At 41.3% G+C, this 17552-nt stretch carries 21 protein-coding genes; 2 read left to right on the top strand and 19 right to left on the bottom strand.

The annotated features are described in order from the left end of the window. Positions 1–3: 3 nt before the first annotated feature. From ypmT to ilvA, 7 genes are all read right to left on the bottom strand, one after another. A complete protein-coding gene (ypmT, locus tag QSJ46_RS08570) occupies positions 4–201 on the bottom strand; it encodes a protein YpmT (protein WP_047203270.1) in 198 nt (65 codons plus the stop codon). Between the two features lie 24 nt (positions 202–225). Continuing rightward, the gene (locus QSJ46_RS08565; protein ID WP_041085768.1) at positions 226–792 is read right to left on the bottom strand and encodes a YpmS family protein; all 567 of its coding nucleotides are present in this window, start codon (positions 790–792) and stop codon (positions 226–228) included. Between the two features lie 10 nt (positions 793–802). After that, entirely contained in the window at positions 803–1564 is a 762-nt protein-coding gene (locus QSJ46_RS08560; protein WP_047203371.1) for an SGNH/GDSL hydrolase family protein, read from the bottom strand. A gap of 69 nt (positions 1565–1633) precedes the next feature. Continuing rightward, positions 1634–2224, bottom strand: coding sequence for an SCO family protein (locus QSJ46_RS08555; RefSeq protein ID WP_047203269.1), 591 nt, complete (start codon positions 2222–2224; stop codon positions 1634–1636). 23 nt (positions 2225–2247) lie between these two features. Then, the gene (locus tag QSJ46_RS08550; protein ID WP_047203268.1) at positions 2248–3090 is read right to left on the bottom strand and encodes a DegV family protein; all 843 of its coding nucleotides are present in this window, start codon (positions 3088–3090) and stop codon (positions 2248–2250) included. 187 nt (positions 3091–3277) lie between these two features. After that, positions 3278–3529: a YpmP family protein gene (locus QSJ46_RS08545; RefSeq protein WP_024422728.1), complete on the bottom strand. Its 252-nt coding sequence runs from the start codon at positions 3527–3529 to the stop codon at positions 3278–3280. A gap of 36 nt (positions 3530–3565) precedes the next feature. Then, positions 3566–4834, bottom strand: a complete 1269-nt coding sequence (ilvA, locus tag QSJ46_RS08540; protein WP_025093104.1) for a threonine ammonia-lyase IlvA — start codon at positions 4832–4834, stop codon at positions 3566–3568. Positions 4835–5015: 181 nt separating this feature from the next. Between ilvA and QSJ46_RS08535 the strand changes: the two genes are divergently transcribed. Both QSJ46_RS08535 and trhA read left to right on the top strand, forming a co-directional pair. Next, positions 5016–5969: a sigma 54-interacting transcriptional regulator gene (locus QSJ46_RS08535; protein ID WP_285604559.1), complete on the top strand. Its 954-nt coding sequence runs from the start codon at positions 5016–5018 to the stop codon at positions 5967–5969. A gap of 14 nt (positions 5970–5983) precedes the next feature. Next, positions 5984–6622, top strand: coding sequence for a PAQR family membrane homeostasis protein TrhA (gene trhA, locus QSJ46_RS08530; protein ID WP_024428144.1), 639 nt, complete (start codon positions 5984–5986; stop codon positions 6620–6622). Positions 6623–6658: 36 nt separating this feature from the next. On the opposite strand, the gene QSJ46_RS08525 is transcribed toward trhA, so the two are convergent. From QSJ46_RS08525 to QSJ46_RS08470, 12 genes are all read right to left on the bottom strand, one after another. Beyond that, a complete protein-coding gene (locus tag QSJ46_RS08525) occupies positions 6659–7282 on the bottom strand; it encodes a lysophospholipid acyltransferase family protein (protein ID WP_285604558.1) in 624 nt (207 codons plus the stop codon). Between the two features lie 19 nt (positions 7283–7301). Beyond that, positions 7302–7787: a type 3 dihydrofolate reductase gene (folA, locus tag QSJ46_RS08520; RefSeq protein WP_047203264.1), complete on the bottom strand. Its 486-nt coding sequence runs from the start codon at positions 7785–7787 to the stop codon at positions 7302–7304. Further along, complete coding sequence (locus QSJ46_RS08515) at positions 7784–8578, bottom strand: thymidylate synthase (RefSeq protein WP_047203263.1); 795 nt, start codon at positions 8576–8578, stop codon at positions 7784–7786. Before QSJ46_RS08515 ends, folA begins: the two co-directional genes overlap by 4 nt. 103 nt (positions 8579–8681) lie before the next feature. Beyond that, positions 8682–9209, bottom strand: a complete 528-nt coding sequence (locus tag QSJ46_RS08510; RefSeq protein WP_047203262.1) for a phosphatidylglycerophosphatase A family protein — start codon at positions 9207–9209, stop codon at positions 8682–8684. An 18-nt stretch (positions 9210–9227) separates the two neighbouring features. Then, entirely contained in the window at positions 9228–9845 is a 618-nt protein-coding gene (locus tag QSJ46_RS08505; RefSeq protein WP_047203261.1) for a YpjP family protein, read from the bottom strand. 284 nt (positions 9846–10129) lie between these two features. After that, complete coding sequence (locus QSJ46_RS08500) at positions 10130–10918, bottom strand: class I SAM-dependent methyltransferase (protein WP_212039969.1); 789 nt, start codon at positions 10916–10918, stop codon at positions 10130–10132. 66 nt (positions 10919–10984) lie between these two features. Then, a complete protein-coding gene (locus QSJ46_RS08495; protein WP_039179382.1) occupies positions 10985–11419 on the bottom strand; it encodes a BrxA/BrxB family bacilliredoxin in 435 nt (144 codons plus the stop codon). 81 nt (positions 11420–11500) lie between these two features. Beyond that, positions 11501–13177 (bottom strand): dihydroxy-acid dehydratase, encoded by a 1677-nt coding sequence (gene ilvD, locus QSJ46_RS08490; protein WP_024422739.1) that lies wholly within the window; start codon positions 13175–13177, stop codon positions 11501–11503. A 307-nt stretch (positions 13178–13484) separates the two neighbouring features. Then, a complete protein-coding gene (locus QSJ46_RS08485; protein ID WP_125587073.1) occupies positions 13485–14621 on the bottom strand; it encodes a conserved virulence factor C family protein in 1137 nt (378 codons plus the stop codon). A gap of 30 nt (positions 14622–14651) precedes the next feature. Then, positions 14652–15275 (bottom strand): HD domain-containing protein, encoded by a 624-nt coding sequence (locus tag QSJ46_RS08480; RefSeq protein WP_107163445.1) that lies wholly within the window; start codon positions 15273–15275, stop codon positions 14652–14654. A 1-nt stretch (position 15276) separates the two neighbouring features. Beyond that, complete coding sequence (locus QSJ46_RS08475; RefSeq protein ID WP_047203257.1) at positions 15277–15759, bottom strand: glutathione peroxidase; 483 nt, start codon at positions 15757–15759, stop codon at positions 15277–15279. 74 nt (positions 15760–15833) lie between these two features. Beyond that, a complete protein-coding gene (locus tag QSJ46_RS08470) occupies positions 15834–17516 on the bottom strand; it encodes a formate--tetrahydrofolate ligase (RefSeq protein ID WP_285604557.1) in 1683 nt (560 codons plus the stop codon). Between the last annotated feature and the right edge of the window lie 36 nt (positions 17517–17552).

The raw sequence follows: 17552 nt of genomic DNA, 5'->3' as shown, positions 1-17552 counted from the left end.
TCTTTAAGAGACATCTTCAGCTTTTTCTTGCTTTTGAAAATCAAAAGAAAGAATCATCGTGCCTAGAAATAATGCACAGTAGGCAATATTTAAGTAAAACTGATCGATATTTTCTGCTTTTAAAGCATTGGCAGCTGTTATGCCAAAGTACGCAGCAAATAAAAACGACAGTAAACTAAAATATTGATAGACTCGCTTCATGATTTCACTCCTGACTCACACGTTCTATTGCTTTGGATGATAATATGAGAATTCAATTTCATCGTTCTGTAGATCAATTTTGTTCGCTTTGACATACATATCATTCGTCAACGGCATTTCTGAAAGGCGCACTTCAACCGTTTTTTGATCCGGTTTAACATGAACGAATTCTGGCAACTCATAGAACTGACCCATGTAGCTTAAAACAAAACTAATCGGAATGCTCAATTGTCCAATTGAAAAGTCATCCACTTTCAAAAGCACGTCACCATTATCTTCAACAGTTGGCGTAAATGAGACGTTTGCATCAATCGTCGAAGAGAAAGCTTTAATTGCGCCTGTTACTTTCACATCTTGATCGATCGCTACATGAAAGTCTGGCATATCATTTGATCCTTGATTTTTCAAATAATCATTCACAAAGCTGGTGAGCGATTCTTTTGAGCTGGATATATTAAAAGCATATTCGCTTTTCACTTCTTTGGTTGAAGCGGATTGACCGCCTGGTAGCAGCATTAAAATACCGCAGGCAATCACAATCAATAGATTGATTGCAAGTAAAATAAAAAATAAGCTTTTCCATTTTTTCATCTATTTCACCCTATTCCTTCGGCAGTCCTTCTTTTTTCACTTCGGAGAATAAACGATTTGCCATAAGAGAGTACCCCTTTTGGTTTGGGTGGAAATCATCATCTGCCAGTAATTTTTCATCAGAACCTTCTTCAAATAAATCTGCTACATTGATCATATCCGCATTGCCGTCTTTTTTGAGTTCCTTTTTGGCAGCGGCATTCCAGTCTTTGACGACTTCATCAATATCTCGCAGCTCAGACAAACTGAACTTAAAAGGATTGTACATGCTGACATACATGATTTTCGCATGGTCATTCTGTTCTCTCAGTTGAGCAAGAATGGTTTTAAAGCGCTCCTCAAAAGGACCCTGCTCTTTTTTAAAAGGAGCAAACGTCAAATTAAGCACATTTTGACGGACAACATGCATGAGATCATTCCCGCCGATTGTAAAGAAAATATAATCAGCGTCTTTCAGTCCGTCCTGCACCTTTTTTTCTTTTAATCTTTTTAACAAATCTACTGTTCTACTGCCTTTAATGGCATAGTTTTTTAATGTGACAGATTGCACGCCGTCTACCGCTTCTATCTTGTCACGGGTCATGCCTGCATAGCCTTTTTTATCTTGATCTCCAATTCCTTCTGTTAAGGAATCTCCAACCGCTGCGATGGTAATATGTTCTTTTACGTTTTGTGTGTCTTCTAGTTTATCCTTTATGCCAGCCTCTTGCGCGGAACATGCAGAAAGAACAAAAGCTAGAGACATCACAATCAAAATCAAACGAGCCTTCAAACGATGATGTCCCTCCTTTTTCTGATTAAAAAAGTGTATCATGTTTTCGCCCATTTGAACATCCTTATGCTAGCTTCGGTTCAACGTTTTGATGTCCTTGATGATGTCATCATAAGGTGTGTTTTGCACGCCATCATAATTTTTCATCACTTTCCCTTCTTGATTAACAAGGAAAAACAGGGACTGATGAATCACTTGGTCTTCATCTTCAGGTTTTTTGACAATGGTCTTAAAGCTTTTCATTGCGAATTTTTCGATTTCTGACTGTGAATATCCCGTGAGAAAATCCCAATTTTTAAAGGACAATGGATAGGCTTTTGCAAATTCTTTTAGCTTTTTCGGTGAATCGACCTCTGGGTCCACACTAAAGGAAATGATATGCGCATCCAATTTTTCTTCTTTTAACCGTTTTTGCAGCTCTGTCATATGAGCGGTCATCGGCGGACAGATCGTTTCACAGCTTGTGAAAATAAAATCTGCTACCCATACTTTCCCCTTTAAATCATCCAATGACACCTTTTGACTATCTTGGTTTTCAAACTCAAACGGCTCTATTTGATAATTTAACGCATCCTTGATTTGTCCATTTGAACATGAGACTAAAAGAAGCACGCTTATCATCATAAGCGCACCAAGCAAGGCTCCCCTTTTTCTATCCATGATATGCCCATCCCCTTTTTCCATCAATCGGTATAAAAAGTAAAGCCTATTGCGCCCTTTCCGGTATGACACGAAATAATCGGTGTTGTGTAGGCAATGTCAATCAATGCTTCAGGTGTGTGATCAAGCAGCGCTTGTTTTAGCTTTTCAGCGAGTTCTAATGCATCTGCATGTGCAATCCCAATGGCTTGAACTGTTTTCCCCTTCACCGCCTGTACATACTGTTTTGTCAGATGCCGGACAAGCGCAGAATAGCTTCTCACATTCGCTTCTGGCGTATATACCCCGTCTGTTAAGCTGGCAATTGGTTTGATGTGAAGAAGTGAGCCGATCAGCGCCTTTCCTCTTCCAATTCTGCCGCCTTTGACGAGATTTTCTAATGTATCGATTGTGACATATAGCTTTGTTTGAAGACGGATTTTATCTAATTCTGTGATAATGTCTTCACGGCTTGCACCCTTTTTGGCTAGTTCTGCTGCTTTGATGACTTGAAATCCTAATCCATAGGAAATAAAATTCGAATCAATCACCGTGATGTTTCCATCTACCATTTTCGAAGCGCTTTCAGCAGTTTGAACAGTACCACTCATCCCGCCAGTTAAATGGATACTGATCACTTCACTTCCATCTGCAGTCAGCTTTTCATATAATTCGACGAATTGACCGATCGCAGGTTGAGACGTTTTCGGCAGTTCCTCAGCGGCCTCCATTTTTTCAATAAATTCATCTGGCTGTATATTCACTCGGTCAATATAATCAACTCCAGAAATGGAGATATTGAGCGGAATCACGTGAATGGAAAGATCATTGATTTTGTCTTGCGGAAGGTCCACAGTTGAATCTGTTACAATTTTAATTTGTTTCACTATCGTCTCATCCTTGCTGTCTTAGTCTTTACTTATGATATTACCTTATTTCCTGCACACTTGAAAACAACTGACCTAACGTTTTTGAAATTGTCACAATTTCTTCTAGTCACGAAAAAAATCCTTGCCAAACTGAGCAGCAGCCGTTTCAAAATGGCTGCTTCCCCCTTTTGACAAAGATTCCTGCTTACGCATTGTGTTTCAGTGTAGGCTCCTGATAGATCTGTTCATATGTGCTCCACTTGACGTTACGTTTCACATCCTCTCTGAAAGAGTACACAGCTCTCTTTCCTTTAGATACATAGACTTTTTTCAAGAAAGCTTCAAGTCTAAAGGTGAGCATAAAACGATACGTCTCATCTCCCTTTAGAACAGGGACTTCTGTTACCTTGATCTGAGCTCCATCCATCCGTCTAAAACATATTGTTTTGAGCAGCACAAACGATCAATCCTCTTTTCCAATTATCTGTTAAGCCTAAATAAATAGGTGGAATAAATCTTGATCTTTATTTACTTCAACATAGTGGAAGCCTTTTTTATCCATCCGCTCAATCAGCGCGGCATAGTCATCTCTTTCTTTCAATTCAATGCCGACAAGCGCAGGGCCTTTGCTTCGGTTATTCTTTTTCGTATATTCAAAGCGTGAGATATCGTCATTTGGTCCTAACACTTCATCTAAGAATTCTCGAAGTGCTCCTGCTCTTTGCGGGAAATTGACAATGAAGTAATGTTGAAGCCCTTCATAGATCATTGAGCGTTCTTTGATTTCCTGCATTCTGCCTATGTCATTATTTCCTCCACTGACAATACAGACAACATTTTTGCCTTTAATCTCCTCGCGATGGGCATCTAATGCTGCGATCGGCAATGCGCCTGCCGGTTCTGCTACAATCGCACATTGATTATACAGCTCCAAAATTGTTGTACATACTTTCCCTTCTGGTACTAGACTGATTTTATCGACAACAGACTGAAGCGATGTAAACGTCTTTTCGCCAATCCGCTGAACCGCTGCTCCGTCTACAAACTTATCAATCGAATCAAGTGTCACAACCTCGCCCTTCTCATGTGACGCATGCAGTGAAGCTGCGCCAAGCGGTTCGACTGCAATGATTTCGGTTTCTGGTGAGATATTTTTGATATATGTACCAACACCAGATAACAGACCTCCACCTCCGACACTTGCAAATAAAAAGTGAGGCTCCACTTCGATATCATTTAATATTTCGACAGCAGTCGTTCCTTGTCCTGCCATCACATCCAAATCATCAAACGGATGGATAAATTCGCGCTTTTCTTCATCTCCGCATTTTACGGCTTCATGATATGAATCATCAAACGTATCTCCGGTTAAAATAATTTCAACATATTCTTTTCCGAACAGCTCCACTTGGGATACTTTTTGCCTTGGCGTCGTAGCAGGCATAAAGATTTTCCCGTGGATGCCTAAATATTTACAAGAATAGGCAACACCCTGCGCGTGATTTCCAGCACTTGCACAGACAATGCCATTTTCTAGTTTATCTTTTGGAAGTTGGCTCATTTTATTAAAAGCGCCTCTTAATTTAAAGGAACGAACTACTTGAAGATCCTCTCTTTTTAAGTAGACATTACATTCATATCGTTCAGAAAGTCGCTCATTTTTTTGAAGTGGTGTATGAATGACTACATCCTTCAAATTTTGATGGGCTTTTAAGATGTCTTTCACTTGAATTAGCGTATTTTCTTTGAGCAACGGTTTCATGTACAAGATCCTTTCTCTTTAACCTTATTTAATTTGTCATTATAACATGAATATTCAAAAAATAAACCAATAGATCACGGATCCATCATAAATTTTATAAACTTTTTCGTTTTCCTGTACATTTGTTTTAATTGGGTGTTACAATTGAACCAATTAGAACCACAAAGAAAGGAACCACCTCATGGCCACACAATCGATCACGTCTATATATGGAGATCATCAAGACATCAAGCATGCAATTCATCTGGCAAAACAATTTTCGAAAAACGAACAGCCAGTCTTGATAACAGGAGACACCGGCACAGGCAAAACACTATTTGCCCAAGAAATGGCGAACGCAGCAATGACACACATGTATTGCCCCATCTTGAATGAAGAAATCTTACAGAAAGCCTTCACAGAAAAAAACAATCAAATTCTTTATTTAGATGAGGTCGCCGCATTAAGTATTCCTATGCAGCACAAGGTCATTCACTTTCTAGAAACCTCACCTGCAACAAAAGTAATCGCTTCTTCGTCTTTATCAATAGAGGCACTTAGGGTTTCTTCAACCTTTTTACCCGAGCTGTTTTATCGTTTGAATGTTCTTCATTTGGCCCTTCCGGCTTTAGCTGAACGAAAAATAGACATTCCTGTGTTAACAAATGCTTTCTTTCAAGAGCTGAACATGGCTCCTGACATTGATCCAAGTGTTTGGGAAGCCTTGCAGCAGTATCCATTTGAAGGAAATGTGCAAGAGCTCAAAAATATCGTTCATTACGCTGCATCCATACTCGAGGGCCACACGGTATTTTTACATCATTTACCTCCCTTTGTGTTAGCACCTCTTCCATCAGCCGTGAAAGGTAAAAAGGAAGAACACCAGCTTACACTAATGGAAAAACAAGAGTTTGTTTTCTTGCTGGAAGCCATTAAATCTCTCAATGAAAAAGGAGAAGCAGCCAGCAGACGCATCTTGTCTGAACTAAGCAAGCAAGGAGACATTCCGCTCACCCCTCAGCAGGTGAGAAACCGCTTAGATGATCTTGAGAAAAAAGCATACGTGACGAAAGGAAAAGGCAGAGCCGGAACGAAGATTACACTTGAAGGTCTTTCATTCCTGAAGTCGCTTGATGGTTATATACCGGTTCAATAAAAGGAGGACATCCATTGTTTACTGTAAAAGAAGAAATTGCAAACGCCATTACACATGGCATTGGTGTTATTTTATCCATACCAGCTATTGTGTTTCTCGTCTTATTCGCTGTTCAATACGGCACAGTCACAGATATTATCAGCTTTTCGATATTTGGCGCATCCATGCTGCTGCTCTATTTAAGTTCAACCTTGCTTCATAGCATTCGGCACAAAAAAACAAAAGATATTTTTGAAATCCTCGACCACTCGGCTATTTATGTATTGATTGCTGGTACATATACACCCTTTTTACTTGGACCACTAAAAGGTGCACTCGGCTATACGCTCCTTGCGATTGTATGGGCGCTTGCTGCTGGTGGGATTGTCTTTAAAATCTTTTTCGTCAAACGCTTTATTATCGTATCTACCCTCGTCTATTTATTAATGGGCTGGATGATTATCATTGCCATCAAACCGCTTTATATCCAATTAACAGGTGCAGGATTTGGACTCTTACTGTTAGGCGGTATATTATATTCAGTCGGAACCATCTTTTATATTTGGCGGAAAATCCCCTATCATCATGCGATTTGGCACAGCTTTGTTCTCGGCGGCAGTGCATCGATGTTCTTCTGTATTTTATTCTATTGCGTAAACATTCCTGCTGCATAAAAAAACCAGCATCCACTATTCGGATGCTGGTTTTTTCTATGCGCGCTTTTGTGCGTAATCACTGATCATGACAGGAGCTTTAATATGAATATCGACATTAACAGGACGCATTCTTTTCACAAACTTCCCCGTTAAAAGACGATCCGTTCCGCTCGTTTCAATCGGTACAAGCGGACAATCGAATTCTTCAGCAAGCGCCTCTGCAACTTGACGATACTCTTCTGAAAGCAGTAGACTCTGCCCAGACATGATTATTTCCTTTGCTGCTTCTAATAAAACCTCATCCGTTTGATTCTGGTGAATGACCGCCATTTTTTTCAGCCATTGTTTTAAAATCGGACACCGAAAGAGCTTCGGCTTTGCCATGAAAGCAAATGGCTGCTCAAGGTGGCCGATCAATAATGTCGTCGTGACTGGATTCAGCTCTTTTGTGACATAAATAACCGGCCCATCTGGCAGTTTCTTTTGCTGATGAATGGTCATGACTGATCCTGATTGGTCAATACATCCCCGGGCAAACCTTTTTGCATGCTCATGAATGAGATGCATTCGTTTCGTATAGGAAATGCGTGGATCCGTTAATTCATGATCGTACAAATGCCTCATACTTTTTAAAAAGGATACAACAACATAAATCGTTAAAAACCAATAACGAAACAACCGTACTCCTCCTACTCACTTATCCTTTTTTGTCATAGACGACAAATTCATAATTGTAGGGGTTCTTTTCGTCACGATGGCCTTTTTCGCGTGATACAATCGTCCATTCGTCTTCATTGTAATACGGGAAATAGCGGTCTCCTTCAAACGCATGGTGAATGTGCGTGATATAGAGACGATCCGCATATGGCATCATTTCTTCATACAGCTTAGACCCGCCAATAATAAATAGCTCTGTCTCGCTTTCCGCAATTGCCAAAACGTCAGCAATTGAATGAACAACCTCGCATCCTTCTGCTTTAAAAGAAGAACTTGTGGTCAGCACAATGTTTCGGCGGTTAGGCAGCGCTCGTCCAATGGATTCAAAGGTTTTTCTGCCCATGACAATCGTATGACCGCCTGTGACTTTTTTAAAATACGCTAAATCTGCTGGTAAATGCCAAGGCATTTGATTATCTTGACCAATGACTCTGTCTTCTCCTGTCGCCACAATCATGGAAATCATACACTGACTTCTCCTTTAATATGCGGATGTGGATCATAGTTCTCAAGCATAAAATCATCAAACGTAAAATCAAAAATGCTCTTTACATCCCTTGTGATGCGAAGCTTAGGAAGCGTGCGTTCCTCGCGCTCTAGCTGCATTTTCACCTGTGGAAGATGATTTTGGTAAATATGAGCATCTCCAAGTGTATGAATAAACTCGCCTGGCTCAAGATTTGTGACTTTAGCAATCATCATCGTTAGGAGAGCATATGAAGCGATATTAAACGGCACGCCTAAAAAGATATCTGCCGATCTTTGATATAGCTGGCAGGAAAGCTTCCCGTTTGATACGTAAAATTGAAACAGGCAATGACAAGGAGGCAGCGCCATTTGATCAATTTCCCCCGGGTTCCAAGCACTGACAATCAGTCTTCTTGAATTCGGGTTGTGCTCAATATCATGGATCAGCTTTGTGATCTGATCCACGGTCTCGCCGTCTCCACTCGCCCATGATCTCCACTGTGCACCGTACACACGGCCAAGCTCTCCATTTTCATCTGCCCATTCGTTCCAAATCCGGACACCATTTTCTTGAAGATATTTGACATTTGTATCACCTTTTAAAAACCAAAGCAACTCATGAATGATTGATTTCAGGTGTAATTTCTTTGTTGTTAGAAGAGGAAATCCTTCCTGTAAATCAAATCTCATCTGGTAACCGAACGTGCTGATTGTACCTGTACCCGTTCTGTCACCTTTTTCATCCCCGTGCTGTAATACATGACGGCATAACTCTTTGTATTGTTTCATTTTTTTCATCCTTTATTTATGTTCTTGTTGTAGTTTACCTTATTTCTGCTTTTGTTGAAACCAAAAAAACATGCCTGCATGATGAGCAGACATGTTTTTCTTTTTATACTTGATTCACTCGTTCCTGCTCTTCATCTTTAATATCTTGGTGTGAGTGAGCAATGCGGCTTGCAGCTGCTGCGGCAAGTGCAGCGACTAGGTCATCAAGGAAAGTATGCACTTCACCTGGACGGCCCTCATCTAATTCACGAATAATACCAAATTTCTCTTTATCTAAATAACCGAAGTTGGTCAAACCGATTGATCCATATACATTGACAATGGAAAGTGGAATAATCTCATCAATTCCATATAGCGGCTCATCTGTTTCAACTAAGTGCTGTAAAGGCTCTGGCAAAAGCTTTTGTTCTGCCAGCTGATCAAGGGCAAGTCCTGTTAAAACTGCATGGACAATTTCCCTTTTATTCAGCACTTTTTCAACATTTTCAATACAGACACTAAGTGGAAGGTTTGGATGATATTTTTCTTGGAGCTTCAGCACAATGTGTGCGATATCTTCAATTTTCACTCCGCGATCGTTTAACATTTGTTTTGTAATCTGCACCATTTCGTTCATTGTATATTTTTTCAATTGGCATGACATCTCCTTCTAGTGGCTCATCCAGCTCGGCGGGGTGTTTTTATCCCAGTAAATATTACCGAGTTCATGATGCGTCTGGAATCCATCTTCTGCTGTATGGTAATGAAAGTTAAACCAATATCCGCTGTGAGGCGGCTGATCTCTTCTGACATGGAAACGGAGCAAATCTTCTCCGGTCTTGCGGTTGTAAATGTGGAAGATTTTTTCGCCATTTCCGCTTGAAGGCTGATCAGTTAAAACAACATCTTGAAATTTTTCGTCATCTTTGAAATTTGTTAAATAGTCGGTTAACACTTGTTCAATCTTCGGCTGAATCTCTTCTCTGTACTCGTCCTCAATGACAGGTGTGATTTTACGACCAAATTTGAGAAAGGATTGATTTTCTGCATTTGATAGCACCTCTTGCTTATATTGCTCAAAGGGATCTGTCTGCTCTTTGCTTTCCTGTTGCGTTAGTTCCCAGCTGCGCATTTCATCTGATTTATCATAAACAGCTGTATAAGGCGTTTTATCAGATGAAGAAAGTTCAGAGGGCTTGTCTGTCATCAAAGCCGACGGAGGAGAGACTAAACCAAAAGTTGCAATCGTAAAGAGCGCAACAAGCGTTTTTCTCATCCACATCTTCATGATATCTAATTCCTTCCATAAGTTATCATACTGCTATTCTAGCATATAATGAATTTTCAGTCATTCAATTTGGCCACCGATTTGAGACTTTCTTTTTCATAATAAAACGTTTACAATGGTAGCAAAGGCGACTAAAATTTGGGAGGAATGGGTATGCTTGAAGGGTTTTTCATTACGGCTTCCTTGTTGACGTTATTTTATTTTGTCTATATGGAGATTACAGATTAAAAGCCCTAAATAAGGGCTTTTTTAGATGATTGACAAGGAATTCAAAGCATTGTCTATTAGTGAGGGCTTTTTTCTTTCTCAATATATCCATAATGAAATTGAGCTGTTTTTCGTTTTAAAACGTGAAATTGATAGGAGTCTGCTAGAAATCGGGTGCTTTTCCAATGATCTTTTAAAACTACCCTTTTTCTCGCCACTCTCAGCGCTTCTTGGACGGCTATTTCGTGGTCAAAGTGGTGCTCTGCTGCATGACGTAGCGGGGCGATACTTGCAGATTCTTGAATTGTCTCCTCAAACATCGGATCAAAATAGACGACATCAAATGAACCATCAGAGAGCTTCTTTAGCTGCTCGATACTGTCTCCACTTACAACAGATATCCGTTTCATCGCTTCATCTGCTTCTCTTATCCCTGTCTCCCATGTGTTTAGTCCTTCTCGCACTAGCAATGCTGTCATGGGATTCTTTTCGATACCAACGACCCTTCCATTCGTACCTACTCGCATGCTTGCTGTAATGGCATCTGATCCTAAGCCAAGCGTACAATCTAAAAAGGAATCGCCAGGCTGAAGCTGCGTGGCTTCGATTAAAGGATCCTTTTCTCCGCGCATGAGCCGCTTCACCCTGAACATTGCTGAGCTTGGATGAAAGAAAAACTTTTCACCATTTGTCTGATACCATTCGAATCTTTCTTTCCCCACGACAAGGACGTCTCCTCGTTTTATCGCAAGCTGCTTGACAGATTGTTTGCGCCTCTCTACATACTCGCCATGTAAATCCTCCGCAAGGGCTTTTGCTGTTTCTATCGTTTGTTCATTTGCTCTAAAGCTTGTTGTGATAAGCATGCGGTTCCTCCATCATGATCAAGAAAAAATGCCCTGATTTGATCACAGGACATTTCAACATGTGTATTAGCAATGTTTTTCAAATGCAGATAAGACGTTGTTCATGATGTCTTCCATTTCATGACCTTCAATTTCGTCACGCGGAATAAAATGAACAAGTTCATTTCCTTTTAAAAGTGCCATAGATGGAGACGATGGCTCTTCGCCTGTGAAGTATTCTCTCATTTTTGCCGTTGCTTCCCTGTCCTGGCCAGCAAAAACTGTGACAATTCGATCTGGCGTTTTTTCTGCCTTCATCACAGCTTGTGTAGCAGCTGGGCGTGCTAAGCCGGCAGCGCACCCGCATACAGAATTGACAACCACAAATGTCGTTCCTTCTCTTTCTTGCATCGTTTGTTCTACTTCTTCTTCCGTTGTTAGTTCTTGAAATCCTGCACTTGTCAGCTCTTGACGCATCGGTACAACGAGCTGGCGCATGTATTCTTCATATGCCATTGACATAAAAAAGCCCCCTCTATAATCCTTATGTTGTGAATAAAGGATACTATAGAGAGAGCCAATTTTCAAATGTTCGATATCAGATTAAATTTTCATGATTCCGCCTGTATTGGCTGATGTCACAAGTTTTGAATATCTAGCAAGATAACCTGTTTTTACTTTTGGCTCAAAGCCTTTCCAGTTTGCTTTTCTTCTTTCCCATTCTTCCTCTGGAACATCTACGCTTAAAATGCGCTGCTCGATATCGACAACGACATGGTCACCATTTTCAACAAAGGCAAGCGGGCCGCCCTCAGCTGCCTCTGGTGAGACGTGTCCAATAGACAATCCGCGAGAAGCGCCGGAAAAACGTCCGTCTGTAATTAAAGCAACCTTTGGTCCAAGTCCCATACCGACGATTTGTGAAGTAGGTGCAAGCATTTCAGGCATGCCAGGTCCGCCTTTAGGTCCTTCGTAGCGAATGATGACAACATGTCCTGCTTCTACTTTTCTATTAATGATGCCTTCAAGGGCTTCTTCTTGGGATTCAAATACGATCGCAGGTCCCTCATGGCGTGTGATCCCGTCTTGTACCCCGCCCGTTTTAATGATGGCTCCATCTGGCGCAAGGTTTCCAAATAAAACGGCTAAGCCGCCTTTTTCAGTAAATGGCTTATCAATTGGATAAATGACGTTATAGTCTTTTACCTCATGTCCCGCAATGTTCTCGCCAAGCGTTTTCGCAGTGACGGTCATTGTATCTAAATGAAGAGCTCCTTCTTTTTTAGACAATTCATTTAGTGCGGCTGTAACGCCGCCTGCTTCATGTAAATCCTCAATATAAACATCTGAAGCTGGAGCAAGTTTCGATAAATGAGGCACACGTTCGGCTACTTCATTGATGCGTTCAAGTGAATATTCAACACCTGCTTCATTCGCAATCGCCAATGTGTGAAGAACGGTATTGGTTGAACCACCAAGTGCCATATCTAATGCAAATGCATTATCAATTGCTTTTTCAGTGACAATATCACGTGGTTTAATATCTTTTTTGATGAGCTCCATGAGTTGTTTTGCAGACTTTTTCGCAAATTCTCTTCGCTCTGGTGATGTCGCCAAAATTGTTCCATTTCCAGGAAGAGCAATCCCGAGTGCTTCTGCCAAACAGTTCATTGAGTTAGCTGTAAACATACCTGAACAAGATCCGCAGGTTGGACAGCCAAACTGCTCTAATTCATTTAATTCCTCTTCATTGATTTTACCTGACTGGTATGCACCAACGCCTTCAAATACAGAAGAAAGAGAAATTTTTCTGCCATCACTTGTTCTACCCGCTTCCATCGGTCCGCCGCTCACAAAAACAGTCGGGATATTCACGCGCATCGCTGCCATCATCATTCCTGGTGTGATTTTATCGCAGTTAGGAATACAAACCATTCCATCAAACCAATGAGCAGATACAACGGTTTCTACAGAGTCAGCAATGATTTCACGGCTTGGCAATGAATATCTCATCCCGATATGACCCATGGCAATTCCATCATCGACGCCAATCGTATTGAATTCAAATGGAACGCCGCCAGCTTCACGAATGGCTTCTTTCACAATCTTCCCGAATTCCTGAAGATGGACATGTCCTGGGACAATATCAATATAGGAATTACATACGGCAATAAATGGCTTGCCGAAATCCTCATCCTTTACCCCCGCTGCTCTTAGTAAGCTTCGGTGAGGTGCTCTGTCGATTCCTTGTTTAATCATATTACTGCGTAGTTCTGCCATCTGTTTAAAAAGCCTCCTATACTACAAGTCTTGTTGACTGCATGATTTTGAGTTGATTTTATTTTACAAATTTTCTGTTTATTTAGCCACCTATGAATGACTGATGACTAACATGGCTGCTGAAGCAAGCGCTCAGCAAGGTTCGTGTCATAAAATCTGACCTCCAATATTCTATATTGGTACTACTATATAGAGTTTTTTCGCATATTTCAACAATATTCAAAATAATTTTTCTAAAAAAATTTTTCTGTCTATCTTTTTTAGAAAAACAAGCTGCTTTTCATTAGCAGCTTGTTCATTTTTCTCATCATTCTGATGCATTCTTTCTACTTTCTGTCATTTGCTTCCACACAGAGCCTTTCGCTTCTTCTCCATGCTCAATGCGCTCAATCGCCATTTTGACTTGAAGACTGACTTCAAACTCAGGGTCTTGCTCTGCTTCTTTTAATGCTTCAAGTGCCGTTTCGTCCCCTTCTTCATAAAGGAACATCGCTGCACGCCAGCGGACGAGCTTACTCGGGTCCTTTAATGCTGCGATCATGGCTTCTATAGCGCTAGGGTCACCAAGGTCAGAAATACAGTCGCCAGCCGTTCTGCGGACTGTCACTGTTTTGTCCTCGAGCCCCTTATATAAAATAGGCAGAATGGCAGGATCTTCAATCATGCCAGCATTCACAACGGCTTGTCTGCGAATAGACGTTTTTGGATCCTCCATTGCTTTCATTAAAACAGGTATATCCTTTTGCTCTGGCTGCATTTGCTCTAAATGGGCAAAACGTTTTTTCCAATCTTCCTCTTGCAGCATGTCTTCTGTTACATCATATGCTTTTCGGTTCACCTGTCTATCTACAGCTTCCTGCCCTTCTTTAACTGCCTCTGTTAATCGGGCTAAACGCTCATCATCATAGGCTGCTTGCAGCTCCTCTGTGACTTCCTGACCGATATCAGCAAATTCCCCAAAACGAACGCCGTGTTCTTTCCACACACGTTCAAACACGACATTGTCTGAGCTACTTCTAAGCTTTAAAATGGCTGCTTGAAAACGTTCAGGCATGCCAAACCGCTCTTCTCTTTCACCGTCTGACAGTTTGACCTGCATCGGTATCCCATTAAACATTTGGACAAACACTTTCACTTCACCAAATGTGTCATCGCCTGACTGCGATCCTTCCTGAAGGCCTTCTGTTTCTTGTCCAAAGGCTTCTCTGACCTGCTGTAAAATACCCTGCCAGTCAAACTTTGCATTTCGCTCGACTGCTAAGAAATCTGCGACATGATAAACCCCTTTTACACCTTCAATGTTTAAAATACGCTTGATCATTTCTGGGGCTTCGTCTTTTTGATCCTTTTTGTAGTTGTTGCTTTTACCGCCGGCAAGTGCTTCTGTCAAAATAACCTTCATGGTATTCGGACTTGGCGTCGGTTCTATGGCTGTTATTTTCATTGATATATCCTCCTTACACACATAAAGACCCTACTCATCTGTAAGGCCGCATTCTTCTTTCCATTTCTTGATAAATAAACTCATCAATTCATGCCGCTCATCAGCAAGCTGCTTCCCTGCACGAGTGTTCATCAAGTCTTTTAATTTGAGCAGTTTTTCTTCCATATGCTTTAGCACAGAGCCCTGCTGCGTGTCCTTTGTATAATGGGGCTCACCTGTTGCGCCAGCATACGTAAACACTCTAGCGATACCGCTTGCTCCTATCGCATCCAGCCTATCCGCATCTTGAACAATAGCCCCTTCTAACGTCATCGGCCTAAACTGCTTATGCCGGTGACGAAAAGACATCGTTGTAATGATGTCCATGATATAGCGGATATCCCGCGTGTCCAATTCCCACAAAAGGAGCTGGTACTCAAGCTGCTCCGTAGTGATCTTCCATTCACTTGACAGCTTTTCATCAATGACATCATGTACAATTGCCGCCATTTCGATGATAAATAAAGAGCCGCCTTCCTGATGTGCAATACGGACGGCAAGCTCGCGCACACGAGCAACATGAGCCGCATCGTGTCCAGTTGGTTCATCCTTCAGCCTGTCTGAAACAAAGGAGGCAGCTGCCTCCAATTGTTTTCGCTGCATGACTGTCAGCATCTTATTTGTCCAACAGAGCGATGATTGAGCTTTCTAATTCTTTTGGTGGCGTTTTCGGGGAGAACCGTTCAGTGACTTCTCCGTTTTGGTCCACGATAAATTTTGTGAAATTCCATTTCACTGTTTTTGTCCCAAGCACACCTTTCGCTTCACTTGTTAAATGCTTGAATAGCGGGTGCGCCTCTTCGCCATTAACATCTATTTTCGCAAACATAGGGAAGGTCACTCCATAATTCAAAGAACAGAATTCTTGAATGGCTTCTTCTCCTTCTGGCTCTTGGTTCATAAATTGGTTACACGGAAATCCTAAAATTTCAAGGCCCTTTTCATGATATTGATCATATAGTTCTTGTAATTGTTTAAATTGAGGAGTCAGTCCACATTTGCTTGCTGTGTTTACAATAATGAGCACTTTTCCTTTGTAATCTGCCATCGATTTTTCCTGACCGTTAATGGTCTTGACCTGAATATCATAAATTGACATCTCATAGCCTCCTAGGATTCACTTTTTCCTATCGTAACATGCTTCTTTTAGAAAATCGCTTTTTATGCTTCCGTTTAAAAGAGTCCTGTCACACTGCCGTCTTCTAATAAATCCATTTCGAGAGCCGCAGGTTTTTTAGGTAATCCAGGCATTGTCAAAATGCTTCCGGTTAAGGCCACAATAAATCCTGCTCCTACAGATGGCTTTAACTCGCGAATCGTAATGGTAAAGCCTTTAGGTCTGCCGATTAAAGCTGGATCATCTGAAAGAGAATACTGTGTTTTTGCCATACATACCGGCAAATGAGCCCAGCCGTTTTCCTCAATGGCAGCCAGCTGCTTTCTTGCTTTGGATGTGAGCGTGACCCCATCTGCCCCGTAAACCACTTTGGCCACTTTAGATAACTTTTCTTCGATGGAATCATTCTCTTCATACAAATAGGTAAAGTTGTTCTTTTTCTTTTCAATGAGTTCCGCTAGTTCCTCTGCAAGAGCTGTCCCGCCTTCGCCTCCTTCTTCCCATACATTCACGGCTTTAACTGGATGGCCATGTTTGCCGCACCAATCTTCTATCGCTTGAATCTCTTCTTTTGTATCCGTAATAAAACGGTTTACCGCGACAATATATGGAAGACCAAAAGCTTGAACGGTTTCAATATGCTTTTCTAAATTATGTATACCTTCTAATACGGCGTATGCATTCTCTTCTTTGAGTTCGGTTTTCTTCATTCCGCCATGCATCTTTAATGCTCTCACTGTCGCCACAATGACAACTGCACCAGGTTTGAAATCACCAGCTCTTGTTTTAATGTGAAGGAACTTTTCTGCTCCAAGATCTGCTCCAAATCCAGCTTCTGTTACGACATAATCAGCTAATTTCGCTGCCATTTTGGTTGCAATTAAACTATTGCATCCATGTGCAATATTGGCAAAAGGACCGCCATGGACAAGGGCTGGGGTTCCTTCAATCGTTTGAACAAGGTTCGGCTTGAGTGCGTCTTTTAAAAGTAACGTCAAGACACCTTCATATCCAAGTGCTCCCACTGTGACTGGCTCGCCTTCTTGATTATAGGCAACAACAATAGAAGAAAGACGTTTTTTTAAGTCAGTTAAGTCTTCTGCTAAACAGAGGATCGCCATCATTTCAGAAGCAACTGTAATGTCAAATCCGTCTTCTCTAGGATACCCATTTAACTGACCGCCAAGTCCGACAACGACTTGTCTTAATGCACGATCGTTTAAATCAAGCACCCGCTTCCATACAATGCGGCGCATGTCGATGCCGAGTTCATTTCCGTGATGGATATGGTTATCAATAAAAGCAGATAAGGCGTTATGTGCAGATGTAATGGCATGAAAATCTCCTGTGAAATGAAGATTGATTTCTTCCATTGGCAGCACCTGTGAATATCCTCCGCCCGCTGCCCCGCCTTTAATCCCCATTGTAGGACCTAATGATGGCTCACGCATCGCAATGATCGCTTTTTTGCCAATTTTTTCGAAGGCTTGACCAAGGCCGACTGTTACCGTGGATTTCCCCTCACCTGCTGGCGTTGGGTTGATGGAAGTGACAAGAATCACGTGTCCTTCTTTTTGTTCCTTTAAACGGTCAAAAATAGTCAAAGATATTTTCGCTTTTGTGAAACCATAGCATTCTAATTCTTCGTCATGTAGTTGCAGCTTTGCTGCGATGTCTTGAATTGGTCTTAGCTTAGCCTTTTGGGCAATGTCAATATCTGATAAATGCTTTGTGATCATAACAAAACGGCCTCCTTTTTTTACAGAAACAGCATT

The sequence above is a fragment of the Bacillus sp. YKCMOAS1 genome, from assembly GCF_030268125.1.
Classification (GTDB): Bacteria; Bacillota; Bacilli; order Bacillales; family Bacillaceae; genus Bacillus; species Bacillus safensis.
This window is presented reverse-complemented; position numbering and strand designations above follow the sequence as displayed.

Bases quoted from the DNA above. Each gene is read 5' to 3' on its own strand.
- ilvD (WP_024422739.1), bottom strand. From the start codon at position 13,177: ATGGCAGAACTACGCAGTAATATGATTAAACAAGGAATCGACAGAGCA.
- ilvA (WP_025093104.1), bottom strand. From the start codon at position 4,834: ATGAAACCGTTGCTCAAAGAAAATACGCTAATTCAAGTGAAAGACATC.
- QSJ46_RS08535 (WP_285604559.1), top strand. From the start codon at position 5,016: ATGGCCACACAATCGATCACGTCTATATATGGAGATCATCAAGACATC.
- QSJ46_RS08470 (WP_285604557.1), bottom strand. From the start codon at position 17,516: ATGATCACAAAGCATTTATCAGATATTGACATTGCCCAAAAGGCTAAG.
- QSJ46_RS08555 (WP_047203269.1), bottom strand. From the start codon at position 2,224: ATGGATAGAAAAAGGGGAGCCTTGCTTGGTGCGCTTATGATGATAAGC.
- QSJ46_RS08505 (WP_047203261.1), bottom strand. From the start codon at position 9,845: ATGAAGATGTGGATGAGAAAAACGCTTGTTGCGCTCTTTACGATTGCA.
- QSJ46_RS08495 (WP_039179382.1), bottom strand. From the start codon at position 11,419: ATGTCAATGGCATATGAAGAATACATGCGCCAGCTCGTTGTACCGATG.
- QSJ46_RS08515 (WP_047203263.1), bottom strand. From the start codon at position 8,578: ATGAAACAATACAAAGAGTTATGCCGTCATGTATTACAGCACGGGGAT.
- QSJ46_RS08565 (WP_041085768.1), bottom strand. From the start codon at position 792: ATGAAAAAATGGAAAAGCTTATTTTTTATTTTACTTGCAATCAATCTA.
- ypmT (WP_047203270.1), bottom strand. From the start codon at position 201: ATGAAGCGAGTCTATCAATATTTTAGTTTACTGTCGTTTTTATTTGCT.
- QSJ46_RS08485 (WP_125587073.1), bottom strand. From the start codon at position 14,621: ATGAAAATAACAGCCATAGAACCGACGCCAAGTCCGAATACCATGAAG.
- QSJ46_RS08480 (WP_107163445.1), bottom strand. From the start codon at position 15,275: ATGCTGACAGTCATGCAGCGAAAACAATTGGAGGCAGCTGCCTCCTTT.
- QSJ46_RS08500 (WP_212039969.1), bottom strand. From the start codon at position 10,918: ATGCTTATCACAACAAGCTTTAGAGCAAATGAACAAACGATAGAAACA.
- QSJ46_RS08475 (WP_047203257.1), bottom strand. From the start codon at position 15,759: ATGTCAATTTATGATATTCAGGTCAAGACCATTAACGGTCAGGAAAAA.
- folA (WP_047203264.1), bottom strand. From the start codon at position 7,787: ATGATTTCCATGATTGTGGCGACAGGAGAAGACAGAGTCATTGGTCAA.